24 protein-coding genes are annotated in these 26,287 nt (G+C 48.0%); 11 read left to right on the plus strand and 13 right to left on the minus strand.

Annotation, left to right across the window (positions count from 1 at the left end):
* Positions 1 to 64 precede the first annotated feature (64 nt).
* Genes ACH32G_RS04025 through ACH32G_RS04040 form a run of 4 tightly spaced genes read left to right on the plus strand, consistent with a single transcriptional unit; the run spans position 65 to position 3,775 of the window.
* The gene (locus tag ACH32G_RS04025) at positions 65 to 622 is read left to right on the plus strand and encodes a biotin transporter BioY (protein WP_045925283.1); all 558 of its coding nucleotides are present in this window, start codon (positions 65 to 67) and stop codon (positions 620 to 622) included.
* Positions 623 to 633: 11 nt separating this feature from the next.
* Positions 634 to 2,070: an acyl-CoA synthetase gene (locus ACH32G_RS04030; RefSeq protein ID WP_448814014.1), complete on the plus strand. Its 1,437-nt coding sequence runs from the start codon at positions 634 to 636 to the stop codon at positions 2,068 to 2,070.
* The gene (locus ACH32G_RS04035) at positions 2,058 to 3,149 is read left to right on the plus strand and encodes an acetyl-CoA C-acyltransferase (protein ID WP_064778233.1); all 1,092 of its coding nucleotides are present in this window, start codon (positions 2,058 to 2,060) and stop codon (positions 3,147 to 3,149) included. The genes ACH32G_RS04030 and ACH32G_RS04035 overlap by 13 nt, the downstream gene beginning before the upstream one ends.
* A 50-nt stretch (positions 3,150 to 3,199) precedes the next feature.
* On the plus strand, positions 3,200 to 3,775 hold the full coding sequence (locus ACH32G_RS04040) for a histidine phosphatase family protein (protein ID WP_198698643.1): 576 nt from the start codon (positions 3,200 to 3,202) through the stop codon (positions 3,773 to 3,775).
* Positions 3,776 to 3,790: 15 nt separating this feature from the next.
* Here the strand turns inward: ACH32G_RS04040 and ACH32G_RS04045 are convergent, their stop codons facing one another.
* Complete coding sequence (locus ACH32G_RS04045; RefSeq protein WP_448814015.1) at positions 3,791 to 4,654, minus strand: ABC transporter substrate-binding protein; 864 nt, start codon at positions 4,652 to 4,654, stop codon at positions 3,791 to 3,793.
* A 487-nt stretch (positions 4,655 to 5,141) separates the two neighbouring features.
* Between ACH32G_RS04045 and ACH32G_RS04050 the strand changes: the two genes are divergently transcribed.
* The gene (locus tag ACH32G_RS04050) at positions 5,142 to 6,290 is read left to right on the plus strand and encodes a S8 family peptidase (RefSeq protein ID WP_016938318.1); all 1,149 of its coding nucleotides are present in this window, start codon (positions 5,142 to 5,144) and stop codon (positions 6,288 to 6,290) included.
* 43 nt (positions 6,291 to 6,333) lie between these two features.
* On the opposite strand, the gene ACH32G_RS04055 is transcribed toward ACH32G_RS04050, so the two are convergent.
* Positions 6,334 to 7,584: a M48 family metallopeptidase gene (locus tag ACH32G_RS04055; RefSeq protein ID WP_326351019.1), complete on the minus strand. Its 1,251-nt coding sequence runs from the start codon at positions 7,582 to 7,584 to the stop codon at positions 6,334 to 6,336.
* A gap of 154 nt (positions 7,585 to 7,738) precedes the next feature.
* On the opposite strand from ACH32G_RS04055, the gene ACH32G_RS04060 reads away from it, so the two are divergent.
* Positions 7,739 to 8,134, plus strand: coding sequence for a hypothetical protein (locus tag ACH32G_RS04060; RefSeq protein ID WP_047476712.1), 396 nt, complete (start codon positions 7,739 to 7,741; stop codon positions 8,132 to 8,134).
* A 50-nt stretch (positions 8,135 to 8,184) separates the two neighbouring features.
* Here the strand turns inward: ACH32G_RS04060 and ACH32G_RS04065 are convergent, their stop codons facing one another.
* The 4 genes from ACH32G_RS04065 to ACH32G_RS04080 all read right to left on the minus strand — a co-directional run bounded on the left by ACH32G_RS04065 (position 8,185) and on the right by ACH32G_RS04080 (position 12,326).
* Positions 8,185 to 9,726: a fatty acid--CoA ligase family protein gene (locus ACH32G_RS04065; protein ID WP_448814016.1), complete on the minus strand. Its 1,542-nt coding sequence runs from the start codon at positions 9,724 to 9,726 to the stop codon at positions 8,185 to 8,187.
* 131 nt (positions 9,727 to 9,857) lie between these two features.
* Entirely contained in the window at positions 9,858 to 10,502 is a 645-nt protein-coding gene (locus ACH32G_RS04070; RefSeq protein WP_099745111.1) for an SDR family oxidoreductase, read from the minus strand.
* Between the two features lie 81 nt (positions 10,503 to 10,583).
* Positions 10,584 to 11,579 (minus strand): lipoate--protein ligase LplJ, encoded by a 996-nt coding sequence (lplJ, locus tag ACH32G_RS04075; RefSeq protein WP_049628217.1) that lies wholly within the window; start codon positions 11,577 to 11,579, stop codon positions 10,584 to 10,586.
* Between the two features lie 12 nt (positions 11,580 to 11,591).
* A complete protein-coding gene (locus ACH32G_RS04080; RefSeq protein WP_448814017.1) occupies positions 11,592 to 12,326 on the minus strand; it encodes an MBL fold metallo-hydrolase in 735 nt (244 codons plus the stop codon).
* A gap of 157 nt (positions 12,327 to 12,483) precedes the next feature.
* Here ACH32G_RS04080 and yhfH point away from each other — a divergent pair, with 157 nt between their 5' ends.
* Both yhfH and ACH32G_RS04090 read left to right on the plus strand, forming a co-directional pair.
* On the plus strand, positions 12,484 to 12,618 hold the full coding sequence (yhfH, locus tag ACH32G_RS04085) for a protein YhfH (RefSeq protein WP_016938325.1): 135 nt from the start codon (positions 12,484 to 12,486) through the stop codon (positions 12,616 to 12,618).
* 233 nt (positions 12,619 to 12,851) lie between these two features.
* Positions 12,852 to 14,141: a cation:dicarboxylate symporter family transporter gene (locus ACH32G_RS04090; protein ID WP_016938326.1), complete on the plus strand. Its 1,290-nt coding sequence runs from the start codon at positions 12,852 to 12,854 to the stop codon at positions 14,139 to 14,141.
* 39 nt (positions 14,142 to 14,180) lie between these two features.
* On the opposite strand, the gene ACH32G_RS04095 is transcribed toward ACH32G_RS04090, so the two are convergent.
* The gene (locus ACH32G_RS04095) at positions 14,181 to 15,212 is read right to left on the minus strand and encodes a M42 family metallopeptidase (RefSeq protein ID WP_448814279.1); all 1,032 of its coding nucleotides are present in this window, start codon (positions 15,210 to 15,212) and stop codon (positions 14,181 to 14,183) included.
* A gap of 131 nt (positions 15,213 to 15,343) precedes the next feature.
* Here ACH32G_RS04095 and ACH32G_RS04100 point away from each other — a divergent pair, with 131 nt between their 5' ends.
* Positions 15,344 to 15,565, plus strand: coding sequence for a hypothetical protein (locus ACH32G_RS04100; protein ID WP_016938328.1), 222 nt, complete (start codon positions 15,344 to 15,346; stop codon positions 15,563 to 15,565).
* Between the two features lie 135 nt (positions 15,566 to 15,700).
* On the plus strand, positions 15,701 to 16,678 hold the full coding sequence (gene fabHB / locus ACH32G_RS04105; protein WP_060963148.1) for a beta-ketoacyl-ACP synthase III FabHB: 978 nt from the start codon (positions 15,701 to 15,703) through the stop codon (positions 16,676 to 16,678).
* Positions 16,679 to 16,739: 61 nt separating this feature from the next.
* Here fabHB and ACH32G_RS04110 read toward each other — a convergent pair whose 3' ends face one another.
* The 6 genes from ACH32G_RS04110 to ACH32G_RS04135 all read right to left on the minus strand — a co-directional run bounded on the left by ACH32G_RS04110 (position 16,740) and on the right by ACH32G_RS04135 (position 25,664).
* Positions 16,740 to 19,073 carry a YhgE/Pip family protein gene (locus tag ACH32G_RS04110; RefSeq protein ID WP_448814018.1) on the minus strand — a complete coding sequence of 778 codons (2,334 nt, stop codon included), beginning with the start codon at positions 19,071 to 19,073 and terminating at the stop codon, positions 16,740 to 16,742.
* Between the two features lie 71 nt (positions 19,074 to 19,144).
* A complete protein-coding gene (locus ACH32G_RS04115; protein ID WP_016938331.1) occupies positions 19,145 to 19,717 on the minus strand; it encodes a TetR/AcrR family transcriptional regulator in 573 nt (190 codons plus the stop codon).
* Between the two features lie 148 nt (positions 19,718 to 19,865).
* Positions 19,866 to 21,299: a protoporphyrinogen oxidase gene (gene hemY / locus ACH32G_RS04120; protein ID WP_269775495.1), complete on the minus strand. Its 1,434-nt coding sequence runs from the start codon at positions 21,297 to 21,299 to the stop codon at positions 19,866 to 19,868.
* A gap of 27 nt (positions 21,300 to 21,326) precedes the next feature.
* Positions 21,327 to 22,262: a ferrochelatase gene (gene hemH, locus ACH32G_RS04125; RefSeq protein ID WP_016938333.1), complete on the minus strand. Its 936-nt coding sequence runs from the start codon at positions 22,260 to 22,262 to the stop codon at positions 21,327 to 21,329.
* 75 nt (positions 22,263 to 22,337) lie between these two features.
* Positions 22,338 to 23,399 (minus strand): uroporphyrinogen decarboxylase, encoded by a 1,062-nt coding sequence (hemE, locus tag ACH32G_RS04130; protein ID WP_448814019.1) that lies wholly within the window; start codon positions 23,397 to 23,399, stop codon positions 22,338 to 22,340.
* 123 nt (positions 23,400 to 23,522) lie between these two features.
* Positions 23,523 to 25,664 (minus strand): transglycosylase domain-containing protein, encoded by a 2,142-nt coding sequence (locus tag ACH32G_RS04135; protein WP_016938335.1) that lies wholly within the window; start codon positions 25,662 to 25,664, stop codon positions 23,523 to 23,525.
* Between the two features lie 122 nt (positions 25,665 to 25,786).
* On the opposite strand from ACH32G_RS04135, the gene hmoB reads away from it, so the two are divergent.
* Positions 25,787 to 26,287, plus strand: a complete 501-nt coding sequence (hmoB, locus tag ACH32G_RS04140; protein WP_448814020.1) for a heme-degrading oxygenase HmoB — start codon at positions 25,787 to 25,789, stop codon at positions 26,285 to 26,287.

The raw sequence follows: 26,287 nt of genomic DNA on the forward strand, positions 1-26,287 counted from the left end.
GTTGACATATATAAAGACTCGATTTATTGTATAAACATATTTTGATAAGCTGGAGGAATACATAATGAAATTGACAGAAATGATGCATATTGCCGTGTTTACCGCCATTATGGGACTTTTAGGGCTGCTCCCCCCGCTTTTCTTATCCTTTACGCCGGTTCCGATTACACTCCAGACGATCGGTGTGCTTTTATCAGGAAGCATCTTAAAACCGAAAGCCGCGTTTTTAAGCCAATTGCTGTTTTTGCTGATTGTGGCATGCGGAGCGCCTCTCCTTTCGGGCGGAAGAGGCGGGTTCGGGGTTTTTTTCGGGCCGAGCGCCGGGTATCTCATCGCATATCCGCTTGCGGCATTCCTGCTTAGCCTCAGCATCCGAAACCTTCGCACAGCCAGCGCACCCCATTTGTTTATCAGACAGTTTTTGTTCGGCGTGCTGTTTTTGTATGTCATCGGCATTCCCGTTCAGGCTTTTATGATGCACATTGATATCATGACTGCCGTAAAGCTCAGCCTCATTTATGTGCCGGGAGATCTGCTTAAAGCGGCCGCAGCCTCTTTCGCAGCCGTAAGAATCAGAAAAACTCTTCAAGCAAGCCGGCTTTTGCCGACGAAAGGAAGCTGATTTTACTCATCATGATTACATCATCATATTCAGAAACAGCCGGACAAGCGCCGGAACAAATCGCCATTCAGACAGAAACAGATCAAATCAACTATCAAACTTGGAACAGGCTAGTAAACCAGACCGCAAACTGGCTTGGCAGCCTTTCAGGTAAGCCGAAAAACATTGCAATATTACTGCCGAATGAAATCCCTTTTTTACAACTATTCGCAGGCGCGGCGCATGCCGGCTGCACGGCGGTTCCGTTAGATCCCCGCTCGACAGCAGCGGAATTCGCGGATCAGCTGCACATCAGCAAAACCGATCTCGTTATCTGTGACCGCCGGCTGAGCGGCAGATTGAACGGTGTCAAAATACCCGTCATTCTGTGGGATGAATGCAGATCTTGTATCGAGGCGGAGAAAACAGAAGGCGCCTTTATCAAAAACGCCGGCCTGCCCTTTTATACCGGGTTCACCTCGGGTTCGACCGGAAAGCCGAAAGCCTTCACCCGCTCCCACCGTTCGTGGCTGGAGAGCTTTTCTTGTACGAAACGTGAATTCGGCATTTCCCCTGATGACAAAGTGCTGGTACCGGGCACGCTGCGCTCCTCACACTTTTTGTACGGCGCCGTCAGCACTTTGTTTATCGGCGGAACCGTCATCCTTCAAAGAAAATTCAATCCGGCCGGAATGAAAGACTGGCTGAGACAAGCTGATGTTCTGTATACCGTACCGACAATGACCGACGCCCTGCTCTCGGCAGAAGCGTTTCCGGATAAACCGCTCAAGGTGATTTCTTCCGGCGCAGACTGGCCGGCTTCGTCTAAACAAGCGCTGTCAGACCGCTATCCTCATTTGCGGTTATATGATTTTTACGGAACGTCCGAGCTGAGTTTCGTGGCTTTCTTATCGCCTGAAGACGGCGCAGAAAAGCCAAATGCGGCGGGCCGGCCGTTTGATCATGTTAAAATCGAAATCCGCCGTCCCGGAGGAGAACGCTGCATGCCGGGCGAAACGGGGAAGATTTTTGTGAACAGCCCGATGAAATTTTCGGGATACATCGGCGGCGCAAAGCCTGATGATTCCGGATGGATGACGGTTGACGACATGGGGTATGTCGACCGTGACGGCTATCTATATATCGAAGGACGTGAAAACGGGATGATCGTATCCGGCGGCCTGAACGTGTTTCCTGAAGAGATTGAACGTGTGCTCAACGGCTGTCCGGGCGTCAGAAAAGCGGCCGTAACCGGTGTGCCTGATGCCTATTGGGGCAGCATCGCCGTTGCGGTGATCGACGGACATGCGGATGTAAAGGAACTGAAGAAACGGTGCCGCGAACAGCTGGCAGCATATAAAATCCCGAAAAAATGGCTGTTTTCAGAAATACCGGAAACAGCCGGCGGAAAGATCGCCCGTGCCGCCATACGAAAACAGGCAAAGGACATGATGGAATGGAAGCGGTAATTACGGATGCGAAACGGACGATTTTCGCCCGGGAAAACGGCCTGTTAAAGGACTGTCTTCCTGAGGATTTAGCCGCTCCGCTGATCCGCCATTTGAGCCGGAACACACCCGAAGACATTGATGAAGTCCTGATCGGAAATGCGACGGGCCGCGGCGGAAACCTCGCCCGGCTGTCAGCCTTGGCGGCCGGACTTCCTTTGAGCGTGTCCGGGACGACCATCGACAGACAGTGCGGCTCCGGGCTTGATGCCGTGAGAATCGCGTGTCATTTTGTAAAAGCCGGCGCAGGGAGTACGTATATCGCGGGAGGAGCGGAGAGCAGCAGCCGCTCCCCTTTCTCATCGCGCGCGCGTTTTTCTCCAGAACATATCGGCGATCCTGATATGGGCATAGCAGCCGAGTATACGGCACAGGCTTACGGGGTAACGAGAAAGATGCAGGACGAATATGCCCTTCTCAGCTATGAACGGAGCGTCAAAGCGCACGAAGACGGCCTGTACCGCCGGGAGATCCTCCCCATTCGCGGATTCGCCGCTGACGAAAACATGCAAAAAAAGCGGAACATGGAGCCTCTCATCGCCCGCGCCAAACCCGTCTTTCAGCCCGGAGGCTCTGTCACCGCCGCCAACAGCTGCGGAATTTCTGACGGGGCGGCGGCAGTCTGTGTGATGGAAGAACAAAAAGCGCGGTCTCTCGGTTTAAAGCCGAGATTGCGTTTTATCGGAAGCGCGGTAAGCGGCGTCCATCCGCATTATCCGTCAGCTGCTCCGGTGTATGCCGTCAAAAAACTGCTGAAGGAGCGGGACCTGTCACCTGATGACATTGATATATACGAAATAAACGAGGCGTTTGCCGTCAAAATATGCGTCTTTTCACAGCAGCTTCAAGTGCCGTATTCTAAAATAAATGTCCGGGGCGGCGCTCTGGCCGTCGGACATCCGTACGGGGCTTCCGGAGCGGCGCTTGTCACCCGGCTTTTTTATGAAGCAAAAAGGCGGCCGGATGCCCGCTTTGCAGCAGCAGCGATCGGCAGCGGAGGCGGAGTCGGACTGGCGCTTCTCTTTGAAGTGTTAACGTAACGGCAGTATAATAGATGATATCGATAAAAAATGATCGGAGTGGAGACTTTATGACTGCCGTTTGTTTAGTAAGACATGGAGAGACTGATTGGAACGCCCAAAAGAAGCTTCAAGGCAAATCAGATATTCCGTTAAATGCGACGGGAGAGCGTCAGGCGAAAGAAACAGGAGAATACTTAAAAGGTTTCAAATGGGATGTCATCGTGTCAAGCCCGATGAAACGGGCCAGAAAAACAGCCGACATCATTAATGGATTTCTGAATCTTCCTATCGTCGTCATGGAAGATTTCAGAGAACGGAGCTATGGGGATGCGGAAGGAATGTCTTTACCGGAACGGTCGAAGCGCTATCCGGATAAAAACTATCCGAACATGGAGACTGCAGAGGAGCTGACAGACAGAATGCTGGCCGGTTTAGTGAAAGTTCAGGAGCGCTTCCCTGATCAAAAAGTACTGATCGTCGCTCACGGCGCAGCCATTCACGCCCTCTTGTCCGCCATTTCTGACGGTGACACCGACATACAAAACGCAAAGCTTGTCAATGCTTGTCTGAGCAATATCGAACGAATTGAAAATAAGTGGCGCGTCAAGGATTACAATGTAAGCAGCCACCTTTCAGAATCATAGCAAAAAGGCCCGCATTCAGTGCCGGGCCTTTTTAGCGGGCATTTTTTTCTGCAGATCATGTAATATGGCGTCCGCACCGTCAATACTCCGGCGTTCCGTCCAAACCGCCCTGTCCGCGCAGTAAACGTGTCCGTTTTTCACGGCTTTAAGCTGTTTCCAGATCGGATTCTTTTCGAACTCTTTCTCTCCGCCCAACAGCATGATGTAATCAGGATCGATATGCAAAAGCTTCCCGGGCGTCATTTTGATAGGATCAGATTTTCCGCCGGAAGCTGTCTGGACCGCATAGGTAAACCCTGCGAGCGTTAAAAGCCGGGACGTAAAAAACTGATCGTCCTTAACAGAAAAGCTGCCGTTTACAGCGTTCATTATTAAAATCGAGGTGCCTTCTGCATCCAGTTTTCTTTTGATGTCATTCAGCTTTTCTTCCTGAGCTGACAACTGTTTCTCTATGATGCCCTCTTTACCGACCGCCTTTTCAATGGTAAGGGCGGCGTCAACCGCATCCTGATAATCCGCATCTTCATTTTTTAAAGCGATTGTCGGAGCGATCTCCGTTAGCTTATGGTATATCCCTCTGTGCAGGCTTGAGTCTGCAATGATGAGATCGGGTTTCAGCGAAGCGATCTTTTTCAGGTCGGGATGTGACCGGGTGCCGGCGTTTCGCGCTGATCGGTTATCGGCCGCAGCCACAGGCTTTATACCGAGATCATGGAGGGTATCATTAAAGCCCGGGTTCAGCACGGCGACGCGCTGCGGATGCGCTGGCACATGTGAGGTCCCCAGATCATGTCTGATGGCAGTCTCATGTTCCGGTCCTGAACATGCCGATATGACGAGGACGGCCAAGATCGGCATCAGCATACTGAATCGTTTCATCTGCTCCCCTCTTTCGTTTTTCCGCAATTATATCATGAACAAAATAAGCATTAATGATATTCATAATCATTATTTTTATAAAATGGTTTCATGGCTATTCTCCACCAAGGAAGTCAAAGACTGATTTATGCCGGAGCTTTTTCTCATTCTGTTTTCACGTCCATCAGTCTTCTGCATTCAACAAAAAGTGACATTTATCCTGTTTTTGGTTCAACATCCAAAAATGGAAGCAAAACATTCGACCCAGTAAACAAGCGAGTCATTGCGCTTGTGTACATTTACTCATGTCCTTCCATCGGTTTTTTCCATTAAAATTTAAATATTTCGGGTTCCTACTAAATGAAAGAGAGTTGATATACCTAAATAGAAATAAAACGGGATGAAAAAAATTGGGTCTACTAAAATATTATTCCATACTATACAATTAATCCACAGAATAGTCTGTCTATTGGTTATTCTGCAAATGAAAAAAAGGAGAGGATAAAGAGTGAGAGGCAAAAAGGTATGGATCAGTTTGCTGTTTGCTTTAGCGTTAATCTTTACGATGGCGTTCGGCAGCACGTCTTCTGCCCAGGCGGCAGGAAAATCAAACGGGGAAAAGAAATATATTGTCGGGTTCAAACAGACAATGAGCACGATGAGCGCCGCTAAGAAGAAAGATGTCATTTCTGAAAAAGGCGGAAAAGTACAGAAGCAATTCAAATATGTAGACGCGGCTTCAGCTACATTAAATGAAAAAGCTGTAAAAGAGCTGAAAAAAGACCCTAGCGTCGCTTACGTTGAAGAAGATCACGTTGCAAAAGCGTACGCGCAATCCGTGCCTTACGGCGTATCTCAAATCAAAGCCCCTGCTCTGCACTCTCAAGGCTTCACTGGATCAAATGTTAAAGTAGCGGTTATCGACAGCGGTATTGATTCTTCTCATCCTGATTTAAAGGTGGCAGGCGGAGCCAGCATGGTTCCTTCTGAAACAAATCCTTTCCAAGACAGAAACTCTCACGGTACTCACGTTGCCGGCACAGTTGCGGCTCTTAATAACTCAATCGGTGTATTAGGCGTTGCGCCAAGCGCATCCCTTTACGCGGTAAAAGTTCTCGGCGCTGACGGTTCCGGCCAGTACAGCTGGATCATTAACGGAATTGAGTGGGCGATCGCAAACAAAATGGACGTTATTAATATGAGCCTCGGCGGACCTTCTGGTTCTTCAGCGTTAAAAGCGGCAGTTGACAAAGCCGTTGCTTCCGGCGTCGTAGTGGTTGCGGCAGCCGGTAACGAAGGCACTTCCGGCGGCTCAAGCACAGTGGGCTATCCTGGTAAATACCCTTCTGTCATTGCAGTTGGCGCTGTTGACAGCAGCAACCAAAGAGCATCTTTCTCAAGCGTAGGGCCTGAGCTTGATGTCATGGCACCTGGCGTATCGATCCAAAGCACGCTTCCCGGAAACAAATACGGAGCATACAACGGTACGTCAATGGCATCTCCGCACGTTGCCGGAGCGGCTGCTTTAATTCTTTCTAAGCACCCGAACTGGACAACCACTCAAGTCCGCAGCAGTTTAGAAAACACCACTACAAAACTTGGTGATGCTTTCTACTACGGAAAAGGGCTGATCAACGTACAGGCGGCAGCTCAGTAAAACATAAAAAACCGGCGTCGGCCTTGGCCCCGCCGGTTTTTTATTATTTTTCTTCCTCCGCATGTTCAATCCGCTCCATAATCGACGGATGGCTCCCCTTGAAAACCTTGACGAGAAACGGCGGATTGACCCGGCTCAGTCCCGTAACAGCCAAATCCTGAAACGTCTCAATCGCCGCTTCCCGGTTTCCGGTCAGCTCGATGCCGTAACGGTCGGCGGCGTTTTCCTGATACCGGGAGACGGCATTCGTAATCGGATCAGAAGCAAAACTGAGCACGGAGATGAGCAGCAATAACAGCGGGAGAGCGGCCAGATCTTTAGGCCCCTCTATATGAAGCATCCGGCTGAAGGATTTCGCCAGCCGCCTGTAAAGCTTGTCAATGATATAGAACCCGGCCAATGACAGCAGCAGATACCCGGCAAGTCCAATGTACACGTGCTTCATCACATAGTGCCCCATCTCATGCCCCATAATGAACAAAATTTCCGGATCCTTCAGTTTGTTAAGAGTCGTATCCCACAAAACGATGCGCTTATTCGAACCGATGCCCGTCACATACGCATTCAGCGCGTTCGTTTTCTCCGACATATTCACTTCATAAACATGGCTGGCGGGAATATCGGCCTTGTCGGCAAGCGACAAAATTTTGCTTTCCAGCTCCTTGTCTTTCAACGGATAAAAATCATTGTATAAAGGATCAATGACGACCGGCTGCAGGAAAAACAAAAACAGGGTAAACGGCACGGTCAGACACCAAGCGTAAAACCACCATTTTTTTGTATGCTTTGTGATCAGCCAGTAAAACACAAGCACACACGCGGCAAACAGCGGAAAACTGATCCAGAAATCAATGACATGGTCTCTGATCCAGCTTGTTGCGGTCTGGGTCGAAATATGATACGCAAGCGAAACCCGATATCCGATCCACTCAAGCGGAAGCGAAGCCGCCGTAACAATGAGTGAAATGACAAATACGAAGCTTACGATTTGCAGCACCCGAAAGCGCACCGCTGCTTCCAGCCATTGCTTTATTTTTTTGGCAAGCCCAGTAATGAGCAGCAGAAAAAATAAAAACCAATCTAACGGCGCCCCGATAAAAAACAGAAAATCCTTTACATTTGAATAGTTTTCAGCGGCTGCCAGGCGGCCCGGGTCCATAAACGAGGCCGGATCGGCTTTCGTTCCCTTTACGGCCTCCGGGACCGCGGAGTCTCCTGTCATAAAGAAATACCAATAGAAAAAAAGGCCGTACAGCACATAGGCAAGTCCCGCTGCCGCAATCCATTTGCGCATGGAAGTCACCCTCCTTACCCTTATGACTTACTCCTATTGTAAGCATAAATGCAAATAAATAGAACCAAGCCTCCGAAACGGATGTTAATCTTTTCACAACAGAAAAGAATGGAACAACAGGAAGCGGGAAAGACTAAAAGACGGAGTGATGAATATGAAAAAAATAATCGCATTTATTGTAGTAATCGCCCTTTTGGTTATTGCTTTCTTCTATGTATACAGCCGGACCGGCGATGTGTTTCCATCAAGCAACGCAGATCTGATTATTCTGTCTGAGCACGGAAAAAAAGAAATCAAAATTAAAGACAGGCAGAATGTAAAAGATATGCTCGATATCTTGAACCAAGGAAAACAAGTCAAACTGACCAAAAGCGTGTCTCCCGATTACAACGGAACGGTCAAATACCATGAAGACCGTATTGATTCATTCAGCATGTGGCTCGAAAGCGGCAATTATATGACGTACAAGTATAAAAACACGTATTACAAACTGACCCGGCATGATACGTTGCTTGTGCAAAGCATCATTAAGGAAGAATCGCAGAGCTGACCGGATCAGTTCATGTAAAAGCGAAGCCCTCAGGCTTCGCTTTTCGTCTGTCATTTCGGAAGCATGTCCCGGACCGCCCGTCTCAGCAGCTTCCCGGTCGCGTTCTTCGGAATCTCATCAAGAAAAACCACTTCCGCCGGGCGCTTATATTTTGCTAAATGCTGTTCACAGTAATCAACAACGGCCTGCTCTGTCAGCTCACCATCCGCAGGCACTATATAAGCATGCACCGCTTCCCCCGTTTTGGCGTCAGGAACGCCGATAACCACGGCTTCTTTAATGCCCTCATGGCTGTAGAGCACTTCTTCTACTTCGCGCGGATAGACGTTGTATCCGCCGACGAGAATCATATCTTTTTTTCTGTCGACGATATAAAAATAACCGTCTTCATCGCGCTTCGCCAAATCACCCGTGTACAGCCAGCCGTCCTTCAGCGCGTGTTCCGTCTCCTCCGGCATCTTGTAATAGCCTTTCATCACATTCGGCCCTTTCACGATCAATTCCCCCACTTGATGGGCGGGCAGTTCTCGACCGAGCGTATCAACGACTTTATTTTCGACATGCAAAATATTCGTCCCGATTGAGCCGGGCTTTCTCCCCCGGTCAAACGGATTGAAACAAGTAACCGGCGACGCTTCAGAAAGTCCGTATCCTTCCAAAATGGTGACATTAAAAGTTTGTTCAAACGTCTGCAGCAGAGCGACCGGCATTGAAGCGCCGCCTGAAATGCAGACCCTGATAGACGCAAAATCCTCCGCTTTGCCGTGCTCATATTGATACAGGTAGTTATACATCGTCGGAACGCCTGCAAAAATAGTTGCCTGCCGGCGTTTAATCAGTTTAAACACAGAGGCCGGGCTGAATTGCGGCTCGATTAATACACACGCTCCGCTCATCAGAGGCGCATTCATACAAACGGTTAAACAAAAAACGTGAAACATCGGCAATGCGGCTACAATTTTATCTTTCTCATTCATTCCTAAGTATCCGGCGACATCATTTGCGTTGGAAAAAAGATTCTGATGGGTGAGCATGGCGCCTTTCGGTTTTCCCGTCGTCCCTGAGGTATATAAAATGACGGCAGTATCATCTTGGGACAATGTCGGATAGGTTCTGGTGCGCTCCGCTGGACGGAGCATTTTTGTAAACGTTGTCATTTTCAAGCGCAATTGAGGGTCTTCTGTCGATGGAGCGTTCTCTGCGGTCTGACTGATGATGATATGCTCCACTAGCGGCAGTGAGCCGTGCAGGCTTTCAAATACGGGAATTAAAAGGTCGATGCCGGCAATCGCTTTGACATCGCCGTTTTTCAGCATATATGCGATCTCTGAAGGTGTGTATGCCGGATTAACAGGTATGACGACAACTCCCGCTTTTAACGCGCCGAAAAACGCAATGACAAAATCAGGCGTATTTCCGAGCAGCAAAGCGAGATGATCCCCTTTTTTCAGTCCCCTGTCTTCCAATCCGTTTGCAAATGCTTCGATTTTACCTGCCAGCTCCTCATACGTCATGTACTGATCTTGAAACAGACAAGCTGGTTTTTCCGGTTTCTGTGATGCCGTTTCTTCCAATTTGGAAACCAGATTCATTTTCCCACCCCTTTAAAAATGTAATGAATGAATAGTCATTCACTTCTCCGGTATAAACGTTCACTTTCATTATAGAAAAATATAGAAAAACACTCAAGGGCTAAAAGCCCCGAGTGCCGTAAAACCGGAAACTATAATTGTTTCAGCGCTTCTCTGATGGGCGTGCTGCCCGCCGTCAGATCGAACGCCTTTTCAAACGTATTCGGTTCATTAAGGGATTCGATAACGGTCTTGGCGACATCGTCCCTTGAAATGGAGCCTCTTTCTAAATCGGCGGCGGCATTGATATTTCCCGTGCCGGGATCATTTAATAGTCCGCCGGGACGGATAATCGTATACGTCAAACCGCTTGCTTCAAGAATTTTGTCCGCATAATGTTTAGCGGCATAATACGGCTTCAGCGATTCATTCCAGTTGGCCCGGTTATGAGCCTGAAGGGCGCTCACCATAATAAACTGCTTAATGCCGGCTTTTTTTGCCGCTTCTATCGCTTTTGCCGCTCCGTCAAGATCAATCAAAAGCGTCTTATCATATCCGGTGCTTCCGCCTGATCCGGCGGTAAAAACCATCGCATCACAGCCCTCGGCGGCTTTCGCGATGTCTTCCGCACTTCCTTCGAGATCCGCAAGAACGGCTTCTGTTCCCGCAGCTTGAAGCGCTTCTTTCTGCTCTTCTTTCCGGACCATCGCCCGAAGCGTATGGGTGCCGTCTTGTTGAAACAGCCCGGTCAGCCGCTGTCCGATCTGTCCGTTTGCTCCGATGAGAAATACTTTCATCATGATCCCTCCCTATCTATTATGGTTCTATCATTTCATAAAAACGGGCGCTGATTCAAATCATGCGGTTCGGCAAGTGTTCTAATAAATCAGTTCGAGGAAGTCTTCCAGCTCTATTTTGCCGAAATACTGTTTCAGCTCAATTCCGGCCAGCGCCTCCCTGATCGCGGTTCTGTCATACTGTTTTCCGATCAGCGCCTGTTCGACTTCACTCACATCTTTCGCACCGAAAAAATCCCCGAAAATTTTGCAGTCTTGAATGATTCCTTTTTTCACTTCAAGGCGCAGATCAATTGATCCGACCGGATAACGTTTGGAATGCTGAAGATTGAATGCCGGCGACCTGCCGAAATTCCAGTCCCAGTTTTGATAACGCTCTTCAGAAATCTTCCGGATCGCTTTCCAGTCTTCATCCGTCAGCTTATATTCCGGCACTTTGGAAAGATCATTTGTATTAAAAATATGGTGAAGCAGGTGCTTTTTGAATTCATCGGCCGTCATTTTGTCATCAAGAAACTCGCTGATGTTGGCGACACGGCTTCTGATTGATTTAATGCCCTTTGATTCGATTTTGTCTTTTTTCACTTTCAGCGCTGACACAACATGGTCAATGGCCGAATCCAGCATTAATGTTCCGTGGCTGAAAATCCGTCCTTTCGTCGAGAATTGAGCGTTGCCGGAAATTTTTCTGCCATCTGCGACAATGTCGTTGCGGCCGCTTAATTCAGCTTCCACACCGAGCTGGCGCAGCGCCTGAATGACGGGTTCGGTGAATTTTTTAAAATTGTGAAAGCTGTCTCCGTCATCCTTTGTGATAAAACTGAAATTCAAATTTCCGAGATCGTGATAAACCGCGCCGCCTCCTGACAGTCTGCGGACGACGATGATTCCGTTATCTTCTACGTATTTCGTATTGATTTCTTCTATTGTATTTTGATTCTTCCCGATGATAATCGACGGCTGATTGACATAAAAAAGCAGGTACGTCTGTTCAGGGTCGAGATGCTTCACGCAATATTCTTCGATCGCGAGGTTGATCCTCGGATCGGTTATGTTTTGGTTATCAATAAATAACATGGTGCTCCTCCTCTATTTCTCCCACTTCAATCCGGAGGCCGCGATTTTCACTTCGCCCCCGAAGACGGTTTCCGCTTCCTCTTTCAGCTTGCGGTGCTCGCCGAAGTGAGGCAGGTGCGTGAGAATCAGCTCCCCCGCTCCCGCCTCCTTCGCGATACGTCCGGCTTCCAAGCTGTTCATATGGCCGGCTGACGTGCCGTCCTGGTCTGCGTAAAAATTGCACTCGCAGATCAGCAGATCGGCATTTTCCGCAAACGGAATAAACGAGTCCTGATAGCTTGAATCAGCCGTATACACAACGGAAGCGGAACCGTCAGTAATCCGCATCGCATAACAAGTGACCGGATGCACCGTTTTCAGGAAGGTAATCGTGAACGGCCCGGCAGAAAGCGGACGGTCCGGCTGATAGGCCACTCCCTTTGTATGCGTTTTGTATGTAAGACGCTCAAACTGTTCTATATCAGCATCATGCCCGTAAATCGGCAGCGCATCCGTCCCTTTTCCAAGAAATGAGCCGACCTGCTTGGCAAATTGAAGCGGTCCGATATCAGCCATGTGGTCATGATGATAATGGGACAAAATCACGGCATCAAGCTCTTCTGCCGGTACATAGGCAAACAGCTTTGATAATACGGCGCTTCCGCAATCGACGAGCAAAGAATAACCGCCGGACTGAAACAGATAGCCTGAAGTTGCTTCATTTGCGGCCGGAAACCCGCCGCAGCATCCAATAACTGTAACTTTCATAGCATCCTCCGAATGTTTAAGATAAAAAGATCCTTTCCTTCAATATACCTATTTTTCGTATAAATTGCATGTTTTAAACATTGTGCCAAAACAGCCGTTGATTTTCGTCAACTGTTATAATACAATGTAAAGACAACACAACGAAAGAGGGATGGGTATGTTGGATAAAATAACAGAATTTTTTAGAAATCTGCCCGGTAAAAAGTGTGCGGAATGCGGCAAAGAAATAGCTGAACAGCATGAATGCTATGGAAATGTTTGTGACGATTGCTTGAAAATAAAGGATATGTGACAATAGGGTGCCGCACAGTCAAAAGTGTGCGGCACCTTTATTTTTCGGCTGGCGCCGTACTTTCTGAATAGGGCGTTATCCACCATTATTAGCAATTATCTGTATGTTTTGTACAATTCAGTATTTTCAATCTATATTTTTTTATAGACGAATTGTTTTCTTTTCTATTATAATTTGTTCTAATAGCTATCTTTTTAGATACTTATTGCACTTTTTTCTTCGGGAGGTAATCTATGAAAAAATTACGTTTTGGATTAGCGACGCAAATTTTCGTCGGACTCATACTAGGGGTTGTAGTCGGTGTCATCTGGTATGGCAATCCTGCTGTTCCAACTTATTTACAGCCTATCGGCGATTTGTTTTTACGCTTAATCAAAATGATCGTGATTCCAATCGTCGTCTCCAGCTTAATCATCGGCGTTGCCGGCGCGGGAAGCGGAAAACAGGTCGGAAAATTAGGCTTCAAAACGATTTTGTATTTTGAGATCATTACCACTTTCGCCATCATTCTCGGACTGGCTTTGGCAAATCTTTTTCATCCGGGAACAGGCGTTAATATACATGAGGCTCAAAAAACAGATATCAGTCAATATGTTGAAACAGAAAAAGAACAAAATAATAAATCTATCGCGGACACATTCCTGCATATTGTACCGACAAACTTCTTCCAATCATTGGCCGAAGGAGATCTGCTTGCCATCATCTGCTTTACCGTGCTGTTTGCACTCGGCATCTCGGCAATCGGTGAAAAAGGAAAGCCCGTATTGGCCTTCTTTGAAGGTGTTTCTCATGCGATGTTCCACGTTGTGAACCTGGTCATGAAAGTTGCTCCGTTTGGTGTTTTTGCATTGATTGGTGTTACCGTTTCCAAATTTGGGCTCAGTTCCCTGCTTTCACTCGGTAAACTGGTCGGTTTAGTATATGTAGCTTTGGCTTTCTTTCTCATTGTTGTATTCGGAATCGTCGGAAAGCTTGCCGGGGTTAACATTTTCAAATTCCTCGCCTATATGAAGGATGAAATTTTATTGGCGTTCAGTACGTCAAGCTCCGAAACTGTACTCCCTCGTGTTATGGAAAAAATGGAGAAAATCGGATGTCCGAAAGGTATTGTTTCATTTGTTGTGCCGATCGGATATACCTTTAACTTAGACGGATCTGTGCTGTACCAATCTATCGCCGCAATATTCCTCGCTCAGGTATACCACGTTGACTTGTCCATTTGGCAGCAGATTACCCTTGTGCTTGTCTTGATGGTCACTTCCAAAGGAATGGCTGCCGTGCCCGGGACTTCTTTCGTCGTCCTGCTTGCGACACTAGGCGCATTCAACATTCCTGCAGAAGGCCTTGCATTCATCGCCGGTGTTGACCGGATTATGGACATGGCCCGTACGGTCGTCAATCTGACCGGAAACGCGCTGGCATCCGTTGTGATGTCAAAATGGGAAGGCCAGTATGATCCCGCTAAAGGCGCGAAGGTCATGAGCCTCGCCAAAACAGAACAAAACACAACCATCTCAGGTTAAACGAAAACCCTGCACGGAACTTTTCCGCGCAGGGTTTTTTTATGCCATCGGCGATAGAACGTACCGGTACAAAAGCTTCGCCGTATTAAGAAGCGATAATTCGTGCGTGCGTTCAAAGGCGTGTGATGCGTCAATTCCCGGGCCGATCAGCCCGTGGACGATGTCATGGCCCGAACGGATGGCTGCTGAAGCATCAGAACCGTAATACGGATAGATATCAAGCTGATAATCAATGCCATAGCGCTCCGCAAGCCCGGCCAGATGTTTTCTGAGCTGATAATGGTACGGGCCGCTTGAATCCTTCACGCAAATAGAGACGGTATATTCATCCGTAGACTGGCCGTCGCCGATCGCTCCCATATCAACAGCCAAGTATTCGACGGTTTCAGGCGGAATGTTGGAATTGCCGCCGTAGCCGATTTCTTCATTATTAGAAATCAGAAAGTGCGTCGTATACGGAAGTTCGATTTTCTCTTCTGTGATGCGGCGGATTAAGTTCAGGAGCAGGGCCACACTCGCTTTATCATCAAGATGCCGGGATTTTATAAAACCGCTCGGTGTAATCTGCACGCGCGGATCAAATGAGATGAAATCGCCGACTCTAATGCCGAGATTGGAGGTCTCTTCTTTCGTCCGGACAGGCTCATCAAGGCGGACTTCCATATTCTCCTGATTCCGCTCTGCCTTGCCGGCGTCCTTGTAGACGTGCACTGAAGTCTGATGCATTAAAATGGTGCCTGTATAGGTTTTGCCGGAAGCAGTTTGGATCTCGCAATATTCCCCTTCAATCGAGTTGTATCGGAAGCCGCCGATCAAGTCAATCTTCAGCCGGCCGTCTGCCTTTATTTCCTTTACCATCGCGCCGAGCGTATCGACATGCGCCGTCAGCAATCTGTGTTTCTTGTCATCACGGCCGGGAATCGTGACAAAAAGACCGCCTTTGCGGTTTCTGTAAGAGGAGACGCCCCAGTCTTTTAAAAGACTTTCTGTATAGGCGATAACCTCGTATGTATTGCCCGTCGGACTCGGAATCGACACCAGTTTTTTAATCAGTTCCATCGTATGTTTCATATCTGCCACAGGTCATTCCTCCTATCAATTTGATTCTTCTTAAAATATACTCTTTTGATCCACAACCCGTCCAATCTTTTCCTTCTCTTTTTTCATAAGATGAAGGGAGCATGGGGATAGGAGGGAAATGTATGATCAGCCGTAAATCGCATAAGCGGAAAAGGTTTCATAAGGATTGGTTTGAGGATTGGTTTGAGGATGATTGGTTTGATGCAGACTCCTTCTGGTGCTGTAAAAAAGACAAAGATCCCTGCAAGAAGAAAAAAGAAGAAGAACCTTGTAAGAAGAAAAAGGAAAGAAAGCATCATCATTCATGCCGCCATCACCGCCGCCACTGCTGCCGTCATTGGTAATATCACACAAGCCCGTTTTATAAATAGATGTCTCATGCTCCCCAACCAGCGGATGCTGCTTGGGTTTTTTTATTAAAATTAGTACCAAGTATTAATATCTGGTGTTATAATCTGATTATAAAGGAGTGATTCATCATGTCAAAATCTAAAATTACAGCAATCGGTACATATGCTCCGGCACGCCGATTAACAAATGCGGATTTGGAGCGCATCGTCGATACATCTGATGAATGGATCGTCCAGCGTACCGGCATGAAGGAAAGACGTATTGCCGGCGAACATGAATTCACATCGGATTTATGTATCGAAGCGGTGAAAAACCTTGCAGAACGATACAGCGGGACCCTTGATGATGTCGATATGATCCTTGTCGCTACAACGACGGCGGACTATGCGTTTCCAAGCACTGCGGCACGCGTGCAGGCTCATTTCGGCTGGCCTCACACCGGCGCCCTTGATATTAACGCCACATGCGCCGGACTCACATACGGCCTTCAGCTCGCAGACGCATTAATCACCGCCGGTTCTCATCAAAAAGTGATCGTGATTGCCGGTGAAACATTATCAAAAGTAACGGATTATACTGACCGGACGACCTGTGTCCTTTTCGGAGACGCTGCAGGCGCCTTATTGGTGGAGCGCGACGAATCAGCGCCGGGCTTTTTGGCAGCCGTGCAAGGAACAGCCGGGAGCGGCGCGGACGTGCTGTATCGCACGGGGCTGAGCGCAGAATTAAACGGCGAACCGCTTAAAGGCGGAGGAAATATGGTGCAAAACGGGCGCGAAGTATATAAATGGGCGGCCAGAACCGTGCCTGAGGAGTGCAATGCCCTTTTAGAAAAAGCCGGCTTTTCAAAAGACGATCTGGATTGGTTCGTTCCTCACAGCGCCAACATGCGGATGATCGAATCCATCTGTGAAAAACTTCCTTTCCCGCTTGAACGGACATTGACAAGCGTAGAATATTACGGAAACACTTCATCGGTTTCTATTATTCTCGCTTTGGATGAAGCCGTGAAAGCGAAAAAACTGTCGGAAGGCCAGACACTGGTATTATTCGGGTTCGGCGGCGGATTGACGTATACCGGATTGCTGGTGAGATGGGGATTTTAATCGAACGATGATCGAAAGCTGAAAAAAGAGGCCCCGAGCATCTGCCCAGGGCCTCTTTTTCTTATGCTGTGATTTCTTCTTCCGCTTTGTGTTCTTTTTTGCTTTGCACCGTAAAGTACACGATGGTCAGCGCGATCATGACAACGGCAATGCCCAATAGAATCGATGCCTGCTGCCACATGTAGGCGTAATCGCCATTTGAAATGACGGCACGGAATCCGTTAATGCTGTACGTCATCGGCAGTGCCCCGTGAATCACTTGATAGAATCCAGGCAGAAGTTCAAGCGGGAAGGTTCCTCCGCTTGCCCCGAGCTGGAGCACCAGAATGATGACAGCGATAAAGCGTCCCGGATTTCCCATCGTGGTCGCTAATAATTGAATCATGGACAAGAACGCGATGCTGGTAATCATCGTAAAGAGATAGAATCTCCAAGTGCTTTCCACATCAAGCCCGATTCCTTTTAACAGAACCGTGGCGACTATAACAGATTGAATCAGTCCGACGAGCAGAATGACGCTGAATTTACTGAGGAACCATTCAAACCCGTTTCTCGGACGGCCCGAAGCTTCAGTCAGAGGGAATACGACCGTCAGCATCAATCCGCCGACATATAAGCCCATAGACAGGATATAAGGCGTCAGTCCCGTACCGTAGTTAGGCACGGAATGAATCGCGTTATCGTCTGTTTTTACCGGATCGGCAATCATGCTGTACGTTTTGTTATCTGTCTTAATGTCTCCGGTTTGATCGGCCGCATCTTTCAGCTGGCTGGACAATTGTCCGGTGCCGTCTAAAAGCTTGCTTAAACCGGTGCCGAGTGACGCTTGGCCCTGCTCAATTTTGGACGAACCGTCATGGACTTTGTTTTGTGCGTCCAGCAGTTTCGTTAAGCCGCCAGACACCTGGCCGCTCCCTGACACTAACGCTTCTGATCCTGATTTGAGCTGTCCGAACTTGCTGTTGTATTCGCCGATACCGGCCGTCAGTTTGTTTTGGCTTTCAAAGACGGTCTGCGCTCCGCTGTATAATTTGTCAGTTCCCGCTGTCAGCTGGTTAATCGCGTCTTGTACCGCCGCCGCGCCGTTATACAGTTTCGATGTGGACTGCGGCAGTGCTTTCAGCTGATCAGCCTTCGCTTTTACATCTTCCAGCGCGCTTTTTATAACTGACATATCCGGAAGCTGAACATCTCCGCCGGACGGAAGCTGGCTGACGATATTGTCTAAATCCGGAAGGTCCGCCTTCGGAAGCTTCTCATTCAGAAGCTGAACCAGTTTCGTTTTTTGCTCACCCGTTAAGAAATCACTGTCCTGAATCACCTTTTTGACCGCATCATCCCGGGCATCCAGGCTGTTTTTCAGATCGGAAAGCTTTTTCTTAAACTGCTGCAATTCCTTTTCAGTCTGCTCAAGCTCCCCAACCGCTTTTTCAATATCTGAGAGGTTGACTGAATTGATCGCATCTTCAAATGCCGCCGCTTTTTGCGATACTTCCTGCGCCTTACTGTTTAATGCGCTTAATCCATTCGTTAAATCCGGAAGCTTTTGCTGGAGCTGCTTATGCGCGTCAAGGCTCGTTTTAAGCCCGCTGGCCACCTCGCCTCCTCCTGAAGCAATCTGTCCCGATTTGTCTTGAATGTCGGCGCTTGCGCTCTGCAGTTTTGCGATAGAGCTGTTAAGCGTTTGAATCCCGCTTGTCACTTTAGCCGCTCCGTCGGTAAGCTGCTGTGTTTTGTCGCTGATGGTTGCGGTACTTTCAGTAAGCTTCGCTAAATTTTCCTTCAGCTTGGCGCTGCCGTCTTTCGCGTTTTTCGTGCCATCGTCTATTTTCTTGGCGCCGCTGCTGGCTTTGCCGAGTCCTTTGGCAATATCTTTAAAGTTGTCGAAAATGACTTTTGCGTATTGCTCTGTCACTTCTTTCGACACGGAGGCTTTCAGTTTATCGATCGCCTTTTCGCCGATTGTCGCCCCGACATAGTTGGATCCGGCGTTCGTATGATATTTCAGATCCAGCTTTTTCGGATTTTTATCCATTACCGTGCTGGCGTTTTTCGAAAAACCTTCAGGAATCTCGACCACTAAATAATATTTAGCATTTAATAAGTCCTTTAACGATTGATCAAGATCGCTTGAAAAATGCCAATCAAAATTATCATTTTTCTTTAATTCTTTCACAAGATCGTCACCGATCTGAAGATGTTTCCCTTCGTAGTCCGCCCCTTTATCCTGGTTGACAACGACTACCGGCAGCTGATCCACCGTGCCGTACGGGTCCCAGTACGCCTTCAAAAACACTCCGCTGTAAATCAGCGGAACGAATAATATGGCAATGATGGGGATTAACAGTTTCTTGCTCGTTACAATGTCTTTCCACTGGCTTTTTATTGTATTCAACCCTGTTGCCTCCTTCCGCAAACTGACTCATTTGACAAAACGGTCACGGCACCTAAAAAGTGAAGGATCATCTATTTAGATAATCCTTGACCAACATACATTTCCAGCAATTCGGCGATCGTCTCTTTTTCAAGAGGCGGATGGTTTTTTTCCCAGTCAAATATCAGCGCGATGTAAAGCTTAAGCATGACAAAAGCGGTCAGCTCCGGATCGCACGGTTTAATGCTCCCGTTTTCAATGGCATATTCTATCTTTTCTTTAATATATGACAGAATGGCCCGCTCCATTTTCGCAATGACATCCTGAACGGCTATTGTACCAATCTCGGCGTTCTCCTGAAAAATTTTAATCGTCAGCTGGTGTGTTTTTCTGAATTCCAAAATCGCGACAAGCGCCCGGTGGACATTTTCGTGAAATGAAAGCTCCGGTTTCATCGCTTCATCGGCGTGTTCCTTCATTTCTCTTAAAATAGTGGTGAAAATGTCATCAAACAGTTCTTCTTTGTTTTTGAAAAACGTATAGATGGTTCCCTTTCCCACATTTGCAAGCTTCGCCACCAGATCCATTGTCGTTGCTTTGTAGCCGAATTGTGTAAAAGACTTCGTTGCCGCTTCCAGAATGAGCTTTTTCCGATCGACGGACATATTTCCCACCTCGTTAAATTGACCGTTTGAACGTTTTAGTCATTTTGTACATAAGATAACTTATCACAGTCGCAAAGAAGATTCAAATGTTTTTTCTTTTTATTGGTGTTCCCTTTACAGAACGGGAACATGCAAAAAAACCTCCGTTTTAAGATAACGGAGGCTGGTACGTTTCAAATAAATAAGCCAGTGAATCATATACGGCGGCTTTTCCCTGGTCGATACAGTCTGGGATGCCCACCCCTTCAAAAGACGCGCCTGTCGCGTATACACCCGGATAGGAAGCTCTCAGCGCGTCTCTGAACTCTTTGATGCGCTCTTTATGACCGACATGGTACTGCGGCATGCTTTCGTTCCAGCGGGTCACACAGGTCATTTCCGGCTCGCCCTTGATATTCATTACTTTTTTCAAATCTTCCATTACGATTTTAATGATCTCGTTATCTGAAAGATCTACGATGGATTCATCTCCGGCTTTTCCGACGTACGCCCTGAGGAGTGTTTTGCCCTCCGGCGCCGCATGCGGCCATTTTTTGTTCGTCCATGTGCAGGCCGTGATGGAGAAGTCGCTGTTTCTTGAGATAACGAATCCCGTACCTTCATGCTCCATCTTGACGGCTCCCTCAGGAAAACCTAAGGCGACGTTGGCGACGGACGTAGAATGCATGTCTTTAAGACATGAAACCGCCGGCAGATCAGAAAGCATTTTCGCCGCGGCTTTATGCGGCGCTGTTACAATGCATCCTTCCGCATGAAGCACTTTGCCGTTATCAAGCGTCACTGAATATCCTTTCTCCTCGCGGCCGATATGGGTGACTTTCGTGCCTTTCATCACTTTTGTCAGCGTAAGCTGCTTTTCCAGCTCCTCCACTAACGTTTGAAGCCCTGTCGTCAGCGTTAAAAACTGCCCCTGCTTTTTGGCCGTCAGCTGCTGTCCTGAAGGCTGCGGACGCGATTTTTTCATGCCGAGAATCAGACTTCTGTGCTTTTGCTCAGTCTGATAGAATTGCGGAAATGTGGACATGAGGCTCAGCTTATCAATATCTCCGGCATAGATCCCTGACAAAAGCGGTTCTATTAAATTCTCAACAACTTCGTCACCGACGCGTCTGCGGAAAAATTCACCCAGAGACTGATCTTCCTTCGGCTTGCTCGCAGGCAGAACAAAATCCAGTGCCGCCCGCGCCTTTCCGGGAACAGAGAATAAGCCGGTGGAGATGAACGGAGCGATTTTTGTCGGGATGCCCATCACCGCGCCCTTCGGCATCGGATGAAGCGTCTCGTTGACGAGCACGTAAGACTGGCCGGTCGCATTGTTGACGAGCAGATGCTCAAGCCCTAAATCTTTGACGAGCTGGGGAGCGCTTTTTTTCCTTTCGAGAAAAGAATCCGGCCCCCGCTCAATGATGTAGCCGTCTTTATGCGCCGTCTGAATTTTGCCGCCCGCTCTCGGGCCCGCTTCAATCAGGGTGACCTCAAGCGGCAGCTGTTTTTCTTTGATTTCTTTTTCCATGTAGAAGGCGGCGGCTAATCCCGTTATGCCGCCGCCGATGATGACCAGATGTTTTTTATCGCCACTCATTTTTATCGCCTTCTTTACCGTTTAGTTCTACTTGTCCAGCTCTTTCAGCACGACCGCTGCAAGCGCATCGATAAATTCGGGCTGTGCGTTCGGCATGGCCGGACGATAGTAGCTTGCGCCGACTTCATCGGTCACAGCTTTGCATTCGTAATCATTATCGTAAAGCACCTCTAAATGATCGGCAACGAAGCCTGCGGGCACGTATACAAATGCTTTATAAGGATGCTTTTGATACAGCTCGCGCGTGAGATCCTGCACATCCGGCCCGAGCCATGGATCAGGGGTGTTCCCTTCGCTCTGCCAGCCGACTGCGTAATCGGTAATTCCGGCGCCTTCGGCAATCAGTTTTGCGGATTCCTCCAGCTGGTCAGGATACGGATCGCCGTATTCTTTAATTTTTTCAGGAAGGCTGTGCGCTGAGACGATCAGCATCGCGTCATCCCGTTCTTCTTTCGGCATTGATTCATACGTTTTCTTCACCTGGCTGACCCAATAATCAACGAATTTCGGTTCATCATACCAGCTTTCAACCGACTTGATGGTCAAGCCGCCGAGCTTCTCCGCTTCTTCTTTGGCGCGTTTGTTGTATGACTGGACGCTGAATGTTGAAAAATGAGGGGCGAGCACCAGGCTGACAGCTTCTGTAATGCCGTCTTTATGCATGTCCGCCACCGCGTCTTCGATAAACGGTTCAATATGTTTTAATCCGATGTACACTTTGAATGTGACGTCGTCCTGGATTTCATTTAAACGCTGTCCGAGCTTCTCCGCCTGCTCCTTCGTAATTTTTGCAAGCGGCGAAATGCCTCCGATCGCTTCATATCTGTCTTTTAAGTCTTGAAGCATGTGCGGCTCCGGCTTTCTTCCGCGTCTGATATGTGTATAATAACGTTCTATGTCTTCTTCTTTGTAAGGCGTTCCGTAAGCCATAACGAGAAGTCCCATTTTCTTTTTGCTGCTCATTTTGTTAAACACCTCTTTTGATGGTCTGTCTATCTTGATTTTGACAGGAAAATCTTCTTATAACCAACGATCTGCTCAGGAAGATTGTTCCCCTATTTTAGCCGCGGAGTATTCATGCACAAACGTCGTCAGCCTTTTCAGCGTTTCCGGGTTTACATCAGGGAATACGCCGTGTCCTAAATTGAAAATAAACCGATCCGTTTTCATACCCTGGTCAAGAATCGCTTTCGCTTTTTTCTCGATGACCTCCCAAGGCGCAAGAAGAAGCGACGGATCAAGATTGCCCTGAACCGTTTTTGTGATGCCTTGTTTTCTGGCTTCATCTATGCTGAGTCTCCAATCAAGACCGACAACGTCAAGAGGAAGGTCATGCCAGTCTCCGGCCAGGTGGCTTGCGCCTACGCCGAACATGATCAGCGGAACTTGTTCTGCTGAAAGCTCCCGGAAAATTCTGTCCATCACCGGTTTTATAAATTGCCGGTAATCTTCGCGGTTCAGCGCGCCGACCCAGGAATCAAAAATCTGAATGGCTTTTGCGCCGGCGTTAATCTGCGCTTTTGCATAAACGATAATCATATCCGCGAGCTTGTCCATCAGCATCTGCCACGCTTGCGGCATACTGTGCATGAACGCTTTTGTTTTGTTGTAATTTTTAGAAGGCCCGCCTTCAATCATATAACTGGCCAGCGTAAAAGGCGCTCCCGAAAAACCGATGAGCGGGACATTCAGCTGTTCGTTTACGAGTAATTTGATCGTTTCCAGCACGTAAGGAACATCCTGTTCGGGATTCAGTTCGCCGAGCTTTTCAATATCCGCAGCAGAGCGCACCGGCTGATCGATCACCGGGCCGATTCCGTTTTTAATTTCAACATCCACTCCGATATAAGGAAGAGGCGTCATAATATCTTTATATAAAATGGCAGCGTCCACTCCGTACTGCTCGACCGGAAGTCTCGTCACATACGCGCACAGCTCGGGCTGATGCGTAATTTCGACTAAGCCGTACTTTTCCTTCAGCTTGCGGTATTCCGGCTGTGACCTCCCCGCCTGTCTCATGTACCAGACAGGGACGTGATTTGTTTTTTCTCCCCGTGCCGCTTTTAAAAACGTATCATTAAACGCTTCTCGTTTACTCATCTGAATTTCCACCTTTCCTCCTGCAACCATACGTTCGTGTTCTTCGCCCATTACACTATACCTTGTTTTTTCAAAATGGTATAGAATTGAGGCCTAATGTTCAAAAAATCGCCGAATTCATCATTAAGAAGAGAAAAGCTTCGGCTGAACGTATTCCGTTCCCTCTCCTTCTTGATTCGTCTGTGAATTATATGGAACGACCTTGTATGAAGCCCCTGAAAACAGGTTGGCGTATGGTATGTCAAAGCTGCCTTTTCCTTTCACCGAATCCAGAAGCTTGTCTTTTCCGTCTTTCTTTTCATATATTCGGTAAACAACCCGATCATCCTTTTGAGCATCCCATTTTAATTGAACCGTAATCAGTCCCATCGCCTTAAATGTATAACCGGCCGACAGGGACTTCACCGCTTTCAGCTCAATCGGGCTTCCCAGTTCTTTCACATTTTCAGGCTTTTTGAATGCTTTGCCGTTTTCCCCCGCTTTTGTGACGATATCTTTAAAGAGTCTGACAGGATACTGGCTTCCGCCTTTCAGGTAATGGGTTTTATCTGTTTTGTCATACCCCATCCAGATGGCTCCCGTCAGTCCGGGAGTGTATCCCGCAAACCAGGCGTCCTTCGTGGCGCCGGGGACGCCGGTAAATGACGTCGTGCCGGTTTTCCCCGCCAGGCCGCCCTGATAGCTGCCTTGTGAAGCGGTTCCTTCTTTTACGACCTGCTGAAGCATCCTCGTCATATTCCATGCCGTCTGTCCGCTGAAGACGCGCGTTTTGCCGTTTTTAGGCCCGGATATCGTTTCTCCGTCTTCGTCCGTGATGTTCTCTATAAAAAATGGCTTCGTATACATTCCGTTTGCCGCAAATGTATGATAAGCTCCGGCCAGCTGAAGCGGGGTGACGCCTTCTGACAGACCGCCCAGCGCAATCGCGAGTCCGTTGTCAGATATGTTTATGCCGTTTTTATTAAGATACGATTTTCCCGTATCCACGCCGATCTGCTTCAATGTCCAGACAGCGGGCGCATTTATGCTGTATGTGATCGCGTCCTGCATCGTCACTTGCCCCTTGTACTGTCCGTCATAATTTTTCGGTTCATACCCGTTGTAAGACTGCAGTTTGTCTTGAAGAAGCGAGTATGGTTTGAACTTGTCCTCCTGCATGGCGGGCCCGTACACGGCAAGCGGCTTAAACGTTGAGCCCGGCTGCCGCGGCGCCGTTACCCTGTTGTATCCTTTTGTCACATAGTCGCGACCGCCGACCGCCGCGCGGACGCCTCCGGTTTTATTATCAATAAAGACGGCGCTTCCCTCCGCCGCCTGATCCGTTCCCGGAAAATAGCCGCTTTCCCTCATGAGCGTATATGCCGTTTTCTGCAGTTTGGAATCAAGCGATGTCCGAATCGTATAGCCGCCTTGAAGAAGCTGTTCGCCTGACATCGAATAACGGGATTCCGCCTCCTTGATGACAAGATCGATATAACTGTCAAACCAAGGCGTTTCAGATGTTTTCTTGATATGAAGCCCCAATGTCCGGCCCTGGGCTCTGACGGCTTCTTTTGCGCTGATATAGCCTTGATCGTTCATCATGGAAAGAATCGTATCGCGCCGCTCTTTATTTTTGCCGGGATGCTGAATCGGCGAATAAAGGGAAGGCGCCTTCGGTATAGCCGCCAGAACGGCGCCTTCTGCAACGGTTAAATCTTTTACTTCTTTATTAAAATAGTAGTGAGACGCGGCTTGAATGCCGTAAACGCCATGGCCGAAATAGAGCTGGTTCAGGTACATTTCAAGCAGCTTATCCTTGCTGTAATCACGCTCAAGATTGATGGCGATAATGACTTCCTTCGTTTTGCGCAAAAATGTTTTATCATGAGTCAGAAAAATGTTTTTCGCCAGCTGCTGGGTGATCGTGCTTCCGCCCTCCACCTTGCCGCCCGCTAAAATATCCCGGAACATCGCCCGTCCGACAGATTTCACATCAATGCCGTGATGTTCGTAAAATCGTTTATCTTCAACGGCGATAAAAGCATCTCTCACATCTTCAGGAACCTCCTGAATGGATACCGGTTCGCGGTTTTCCGTATAAAGACTCGCGATTTCATCACCGTTTTGATCGACGATTTTTGAAGATGCGTGCAGGATTAATTTCTTTTCATCGATGACATAATGGCCGAGAAATATAATGATAATGTATCCGATTAACGCGAGAAAAGCGGTTACCGCCGCAATTACAGCCGGAATAAAGAATCTTTTTTTCTTTTTCAGCATAAGTCACCTCGCCTTTCTTAACTTGTAGTATGGGAAATATTGTTTCGAATTATGTCAGAATGAGTCGCCAATAGAAACTTATACCACTCTTTTGTTATACTAGCAAGCAGGAGGTGGCTGATATGAAGGTTTATATTACATATGGGACAGCCGATTTTTTAAAAACGATTGCAAAGAAACACCCAAATGAGAATATGGTGCTGATGCAAGGAGAGGAAAATGCGATTTTAATCCATGAGACAAATGGAGAAACCGTTTTTCAGGCGCCCCATTCCTATGAAAGCATCGACAGTGTCGGGGAAATCAAACATCCGGGCTACGCCGTCCTCAATAACATCGCCGTTACCCAGGAAGGCCGTCCGCTGTTTGAAAACCGGTTTAAAAACCGCGCCGGCAAAGTGGAAAATGAAGCCGGCTTTGAAGCCATCCGCGTATTAAGGCCGCTTGAAGGCGATACGTATGTCATCCTGACCCTGTGGGAAGAGGAAAAAGCCTTTCAGGGCTGGCAGCAGTCAAACTCTTATCAGGAAGCCCATAAAAAACGCGGAACATCAGCCGGCATCGACACGACGTCCATTTTCTCCCGTCCGTCTTATGTAACCGCTTATTACGCTATAGATTAA

The organism is Bacillus sp. CIS52 (genome assembly GCF_053545315.1).

What these genes read in the sequence shown, in the direction of transcription:
- ACH32G_RS04025 (WP_045925283.1), top strand. Translation starts at nt 65, where the DNA reads ATGAAATTGACAGAAATGATGCATATTGCCGTGTTTACCGCCATTATG.
- ACH32G_RS04030 (WP_448814014.1), top strand. Translation starts at nt 634, where the DNA reads ATGATTACATCATCATATTCAGAAACAGCCGGACAAGCGCCGGAACAA.
- ACH32G_RS04035 (WP_064778233.1), top strand. Translation starts at nt 2,058, where the DNA reads ATGGAAGCGGTAATTACGGATGCGAAACGGACGATTTTCGCCCGGGAA.
- ACH32G_RS04040 (WP_198698643.1), top strand. Translation starts at nt 3,200, where the DNA reads ATGACTGCCGTTTGTTTAGTAAGACATGGAGAGACTGATTGGAACGCC.
- ACH32G_RS04045 (WP_448814015.1), bottom strand. Translation starts at nt 4,654, where the DNA reads ATGAAACGATTCAGTATGCTGATGCCGATCTTGGCCGTCCTCGTCATA.
- ACH32G_RS04055 (WP_326351019.1), bottom strand. Translation starts at nt 7,584, where the DNA reads ATGCGCAAATGGATTGCGGCAGCGGGACTTGCCTATGTGCTGTACGGC.
- ACH32G_RS04060 (WP_047476712.1), top strand. Translation starts at nt 7,739, where the DNA reads ATGAAAAAAATAATCGCATTTATTGTAGTAATCGCCCTTTTGGTTATT.
- ACH32G_RS04065 (WP_448814016.1), bottom strand. Translation starts at nt 9,726, where the DNA reads ATGAATCTGGTTTCCAAATTGGAAGAAACGGCATCACAGAAACCGGAA.
- ACH32G_RS04070 (WP_099745111.1), bottom strand. Translation starts at nt 10,502, where the DNA reads ATGAAAGTATTTCTCATCGGAGCAAACGGACAGATCGGACAGCGGCTG.
- lplJ (WP_049628217.1), bottom strand. Translation starts at nt 11,579, where the DNA reads ATGTTATTTATTGATAACCAAAACATAACCGATCCGAGGATCAACCTC.
- ACH32G_RS04080 (WP_448814017.1), bottom strand. Translation starts at nt 12,326, where the DNA reads ATGAAAGTTACAGTTATTGGATGCTGCGGCGGGTTTCCGGCCGCAAAT.
- yhfH (WP_016938325.1), top strand. Translation starts at nt 12,484, where the DNA reads ATGTTGGATAAAATAACAGAATTTTTTAGAAATCTGCCCGGTAAAAAG.
- ACH32G_RS04090 (WP_016938326.1), top strand. Translation starts at nt 12,852, where the DNA reads ATGAAAAAATTACGTTTTGGATTAGCGACGCAAATTTTCGTCGGACTC.
- ACH32G_RS04095 (WP_448814279.1), bottom strand. Translation starts at nt 15,212, where the DNA reads ATGAAACATACGATGGAACTGATTAAAAAACTGGTGTCGATTCCGAGT.
- ACH32G_RS04100 (WP_016938328.1), top strand. Translation starts at nt 15,344, where the DNA reads ATGATCAGCCGTAAATCGCATAAGCGGAAAAGGTTTCATAAGGATTGG.
- fabHB (WP_060963148.1), top strand. Translation starts at nt 15,701, where the DNA reads ATGTCAAAATCTAAAATTACAGCAATCGGTACATATGCTCCGGCACGC.
- ACH32G_RS04115 (WP_016938331.1), bottom strand. Translation starts at nt 19,717, where the DNA reads ATGTCCGTCGATCGGAAAAAGCTCATTCTGGAAGCGGCAACGAAGTCT.
- hemY (WP_269775495.1), bottom strand. Translation starts at nt 21,299, where the DNA reads ATGAGTGGCGATAAAAAACATCTGGTCATCATCGGCGGCGGCATAACG.
- hemH (WP_016938333.1), bottom strand. Translation starts at nt 22,262, where the DNA reads ATGAGCAGCAAAAAGAAAATGGGACTTCTCGTTATGGCTTACGGAACG.
- hemE (WP_448814019.1), bottom strand. Translation starts at nt 23,399, where the DNA reads ATGAGTAAACGAGAAGCGTTTAATGATACGTTTTTAAAAGCGGCACGG.
- ACH32G_RS04135 (WP_016938335.1), bottom strand. Translation starts at nt 25,664, where the DNA reads ATGCTGAAAAAGAAAAAAAGATTCTTTATTCCGGCTGTAATTGCGGCG.
- hmoB (WP_448814020.1), top strand. Translation starts at nt 25,787, where the DNA reads ATGAAGGTTTATATTACATATGGGACAGCCGATTTTTTAAAAACGATT.